We start from the raw sequence: 5,685 nt of genomic DNA on the forward strand, positions 1-5,685 counted from the left end.
CAATCAGCAGCTTAATAATGGAATAAAGTGGAATACGCGATGGGAGTTGAAGATAAGAACAGGGCATAGCTTGGCTCGGTAAAGCAAAGTTCTCTTGTCGCTTGAGTTCAACCCAGTTCGGGGAGTCGACAGTTTGCAGCGCGCCACCATCAACCGCCAGCAAACTGTTTGGTGCTAAGTCAAAGGCAAAGGATTTCAGCGACTGCGCTAGGCCCAAACCCGTTGCCTTGATGTAGGATTCCTTGAGTGCCCAAAGATCAAAAAAGCGCTGCCGCTGCGCATCCTCGCCCTCAAGGGCTAATAAGCCTTCGGCTTCAATCGGGGAGAAATAATGATTAAGGATCGGGTAAATATTAGTACTGGCGCGGGAGCGCTCGATATCCACACCCAAACCTAAACGGGGCTGCGCTGTGTTAGCAGTTTCTCCCTTGTCATCGTCTTGCGCTAAAGCAATCAATAACCAGTGGCCACTGTGGCTCAAATTAAACTCAATGCCAGTACTCAGAAACTGCTCATGGTTAAGACTGGGTTTGCCCTTTGCCCCATACTCAAAACACCAATCTTGGGGGGCAATCTGTCGTTGAGAGGAGCAAGGTGAGGTTCCACCGCGAGATGACAATCCTCGAGATAAGACGCAGCGCAGCGCCGCTCGCACCAATAATCCGTTCATTTGCGCCTTGGGCGCCCGGTAACGCGCCACTTTAGCGCGCTCGTTCTCACTCAAAAGCGCCATACACGCATTCGTGCTGGCCGTATCCATTTCGGTTAATGGTATAAAAAAAAGCTCAATATTCATTAATTTATCCCAACAACCCTTGAGTTTAACCGCTGCACTATTCTACTCAGTTCTACTCGCCTGACGAGCAGTATCTCAATTTTGTTTCTAATTTTATGAATTTAAATGATTATTTTAACATAGACCCTGTGCTAAACAGGAGTTTGGCTCCTTTGAGCAGAGTCATTTGAACATTAAAAAATCATTTCAAGTCCCATATGATTGTATCGAGCCGAAACCTCAGGTAATCTGCATCACCATTGTGCGTAACAAAACACATAGCTCACGGGTTTTAATCCTAGATTAAGCATGAGTCCACTCTCGGCTTTTGCAGGAAAGTTCAAGCAGTCCCGATAGATTATGTTGGATGAAAATAATAAAGATGGGACAGCACTAACAACATGAGTTCTCGAAAAGTGGGCGCTCAAGTCGCGGATAATGCTCAGGCTGATAAGCCAAACTCGGAGCACAAGTCCACGCCCAAAATGGCTAGGCACCGCAATGCCACGACCACGCCGGAGATGCGACACTTTATTCAGCAATCTGAATTGAGTGTGAGTCAGCTTGCCAAAATTTTAAATATTACCGAAGCGACAGTCCGTAAATGGCGCAAGCGCGAGTCAGTGAACGACAGCCCGAATACCCCGCATCACCTCAATACCACCCTCACTCCGATGGAGGAATACGTCGTGGTGGGACTGAGATATCAGCTCAAACTGCCACTCGATAGACTACTTAAAGCAACGCAAACCTTTATCAACCCCAATGTGTCCCGCTCGGGGTTGGCCCGCTGCCTTAAGCGTTATGGGGTTTCGCGCCTCGATGAGTTTGACCAAGAGCTAGTGCCTAAACAGTATTTTAATCAATTACCTATCAGCCAAGGCAGCGATGTTCAAACCTACACGGTCAACTCCGAAACCTTGGCCAAGGCGCTTGCCCTGCCAAGCACCGATGGCGATACCGTAGTGCAAGTGGTGTCCCTCACTCTGCCGCCGCAATTGACTGAGGCCGAGCCTAAATCGGTACTCCTTGGCATAGATAGCAAGGCGGATTGGATTTATATCGATATTTATCAAGACAGTAACACCCAAGCGGCCAATCGTTACATCGCCTATGTGCTGAAGGATGGGCCGTTTCATCTGCGTAAATTGCTGGTACGCAACTACCACACTTTTTTAGCCCGCTTTCCAGGCGTTCAAACCCCAAAAGCCATCGCTAAATCCCTTAATAAGGCAACGGCCAAACGCCTTGCCAGTGGAGACTCGTTATGAGCCATACCCCATCACAGCCTCAATTATCAACCGATGAAAATGCCGATAAGAGACTGAATAAACGCTTAAAAGATATGCCGATAGCCATCGTTGGCATGGCGAGTATCTTTGCTAACTCCCGATATTTAAATAAGTTTTGGGATTTAATTTGCGACAAAATTGATGCCATTACCGACGTACCCGAATCCCACTGGGCAATTGATGATTACTACGACGCGGATAAGTCCAAGGCCGATAAAAGCTACTGCAAGCGCGGTGGTTTTATACCTGAGGTTGACTTCAATCCGATGGAGTTTGGTCTGCCGCCCAATATTTTAGAACTCACCGACAGTTCGCAGTTACTCTCACTGGTGGTCGCCAAGGAAGTCTTACAGGATGCCAATCTGCCAGACAACTACGACCGTGACCGCATCGGCATCACCCTAGGGATTGGCGGTGGCCAAAAGTTAAGCCATAGCCTCAATGCGCGCCTGCAATATCCGGTGCTTAAAAAAGTATTTAAAAGCAGTGGCCTGAGCGATGAAGATAGCGAACTGCTGATCAAAAAATTCCAAGATCAATATGTCCACTGGGAAGAAAACTCTTTCCCCGGCTCCCTCGGTAACGTGATTGCCGGACGCATCGCCAACCGTTTCGATTTAGGTGGAATGAACTGCGTCGTCGATGCCGCCTGTGCCGGTTCGCTTGCCGCCATGCGTATGGCGCTGACCGAACTGACCGAAGGTCGCAGCGACATGATGATCACCGGCGGTGTCTGTACCGACAACTCGCCCTACATGTATATGAGTTTCTCAAAGACGCCAGCCTTTACCACCAACGAACAGATTCAACCCTTCGATATCGACTCTAAGGGCATGATGATTGGCGAAGGGATTGGCATGGTCGCCTTAAAACGCCTCGACGATGCCGAGCGCGATGGCGACCGTATCTATGCGGTAATCAAAGGCGTTGGCGCATCATCGGACGGTAAATTTAAGAGCATTTATGCGCCGCGTCCCGAAGGCCAAGCCAAAGCATTAGAGCGCGCCTATGATGACGCAGGCTTTGCGCCGCACACCGTTGGCTTGATTGAAGCCCACGGCACAGGCACGGCCGCTGGAGATGTGGCCGAATTCAATGGCTTAACCTCAGTGTTCTCTAGGGATAATGAGCAGTTACAGCATATCGCCTTAGGCTCAGTCAAATCTCAGGTGGGTCATACTAAGTCCACTGCGGGCACGGCGGGCGTGATTAAGGCAGCATTGGCACTGCACCATAAAGTCTTACCGCCTACTATCAACGTGAGTCAACCTAACCCTAAATTAAACATTGCCCGCTCGCCCTTTTATCTCAATACCGAGGCGCGCCCTTGGATCCAACGCAGTGACGATACGCCGCGCCGCGCAGGGATCAGCTCCTTCGGTTTTGGGGGCACTAACTTCCATTTAGTGCTCGAAGAATATCACCCCGAGCACGCGCGCGATGACGCCTATCGCCAACGCAGCGTGGCACAAAGCTGGCTGTTTGCCGCCGCCGACAAAACCGCGCTGCTGGGCGAGTTAAAAACCGCGCTGCGGCAAGCAACTGCGACTAAGGCAGAGCTTTCTCAGGCGCATTTTGTTGCCCTTGCAAAATCCTACGCCCTGCGTGAACTGGCGCCGCAATCGGCCCGTCTTGGCTTTATCGCCAAGGACTATGCCCAGTTACAGACTCTGTTAACCCAAGCGATAGCGCAGCTAGAATCCAATAGCGCCGAAAGCTGGCAGTTACCCTCAGGGATAAGTTTCCGCGCCCAAGCACTGGTCAAGGATAACAACAAGGTCGCGGCGTTATTTGCCGGCCAAGGCTCGCAATACCTGAATATGGGACTGGAAATTGCCAACAACTTCCCCGAGCTTCGCCGCCATATCCACGCCAGCGATAAAGTGTTTAACGACCGTGGAGAGGTTTCGCTTTCAAGCGTGCTGTACCCGATCCCGGCTTTCGATGACGAATCGAGAAAAGCGCAGGAAAGTGCATTAACCAATACCCTCTATGCCCAAAGCGCCATCGGCGCGCTCTCTATTGCGCAGTACGCCCTGTTTACTCAGGCGGGTTTCGCCCCGGATATGCTCGCAGGTCATAGCTTTGGTGAACTCTCGGCCCTGTGCGCCGCTGGCGTAATTTCAGTAGACGACTACATCAAGCTTGCCTTTGAACGTGGACAGGCAATGGCGCAGTCACTGCTGGATGCCGACTCAAGTCGCGATGCAGGCGTCATGTATGCCGTTATTCTTAAGCAAAAACAGGATGTTGAGGTTCTCAACGATTGCCTAGCGCAATATGAAGACGTCAAGATTGCCAACTACAACTCCCCGACTCAAATGGTGATTGCAGGCGCTACCACCGCCACAGAGCAGGCCGCTAAGGCCATTGGTGAGTTAGGCTTTAAGGCAATTGCCCTGCCCGTTTCTGGCGCCTTCCACACGCCATTGGTTGCCCATGCGCAAAAGCCCTTTAGCGAAGCCATTGATAAAGCTCAGTTCAACACGCCAAAGATTGCCCTGTATGCCAATGGCACAGGCAAGCTACATCCCACCGATGCCAACGCCATCAAAAACGCCTTTAAAGATCATATGTTGCAATCGGTGCACTTTAGCGAGCAGCTAGAGGCCATGTATGCCGCTGGCGCACGGGTGTTTGTCGAGTTCGGCCCGAAAAACATTCTGCAAAAGTTGACAGAAAATACCCTCGCCGAGCAGTTAAACGAGCTTTGCCTTATCAGCATTAACCCGAATCCTAAAGCAGACTCCGACAGCCAACTGCGCAGCGCTGCGGTGCAACTGGCGGTTGCGGGGGTGAAACTGGGTGAAATCGACCCTTATCAAGCCGAACTGAGTCCCCCTGCGACGCCTTCAGCCATGAATATTAAGCTCAATGCGACTAACTACATCAGCCCTGCGACCCGCCACAAAATGGTCGATTCGCTGCAATCGGGCAAAATTACCAGCCAAGTGCAATATGTGGATCGCCTAGTTGAGAAAGTGGTTGAAAAAGTCGTTGAGAAACCCGTGATTGTCGAAAAAATTCTAGAAAAGGTTGTCGAAGTGGAAAAGCCAGTGGCACAAATTAGCAATAATATTCAACAGCAAACGCCTTCACAACCAGCCAGCTTTACCGCTGGACAGGCGAATCAAGATGTCCTGAGCGCCTTTTTTGCCGCCCAAACTCAGGCAGCGCAATTACATCAACAATTTTTAGCGATCCCGCAACAATATGGCGATACCGTCAGTGCACTGATGGCAGAGCAAGCCAAAATGGCAAGCCTTGGCATCGCCATTCCAGAGAGCCTGCAACGCTCGATGGAGCTGTTCCACCAGCATCAGGCACAAACCCTAAAGAGCCATGCTGAATTTATGCAATTGCAGACCAGCAGCAGCCAAGCGGCATTAGCCCTACTCGGCCAAATGCCAGCGCCTCAGGTTCAAGCCCCCATTCAAGCAGCACCAGTGGCGGTTGCACCAGTGGCAGTTACAGCGGCAACGCCTGTCGTTCCAGCACAGGCCCCCGTGGTTCAAGCGTTAGCCGCAGAGCCAAAAGCGACTGTTGCGCCTGTGAGTGAGCCCCAAGTTCAGCAACCACAAGTGCAAACTGTGGCGACAGCAACTCGCGCGCTTTCCG

General features: G+C 51.2%; 3 protein-coding genes. 2 read left to right on the plus strand and 1 reads right to left on the minus strand.

Going from position 1 to position 5,685, the window contains the following annotated elements:
* Positions 1-796 (minus strand): 4'-phosphopantetheinyl transferase family protein (locus tag ACK5NH_RS08415; RefSeq protein WP_416919164.1); only part of this gene is annotated, 796 nt, incomplete at its 3' end.
* Positions 797-1,176: 380 nt separating this feature from the next.
* Between ACK5NH_RS08415 and ACK5NH_RS08420 the strand changes: the two genes are divergently transcribed.
* Complete coding sequence (locus ACK5NH_RS08420; protein WP_416919166.1) at positions 1,177-2,046, plus strand: transcriptional regulator; 870 nt, start codon at positions 1,177-1,179, stop codon at positions 2,044-2,046.
* The coding region (locus ACK5NH_RS08425; RefSeq protein WP_416919168.1) for a beta-ketoacyl synthase N-terminal-like domain-containing protein at positions 2,043-5,685 on the plus strand (3,643 nt) is incomplete at its 3' end. The genes ACK5NH_RS08420 and ACK5NH_RS08425, both read left to right, overlap by 4 nt.

It is taken from the genome of Shewanella sp., from assembly GCF_047975355.1.
GTDB lineage: Bacteria > Pseudomonadota > Gammaproteobacteria > Enterobacterales > Shewanellaceae > Shewanella.

Excerpts from the sequence above, each read along its gene's own strand:
- ACK5NH_RS08420 (WP_416919166.1), top strand. The coding sequence starts at position 1,177 with ATGAGTTCTCGAAAAGTGGGCGCTCAAGTCGCGGATAATGCTCAGGCT.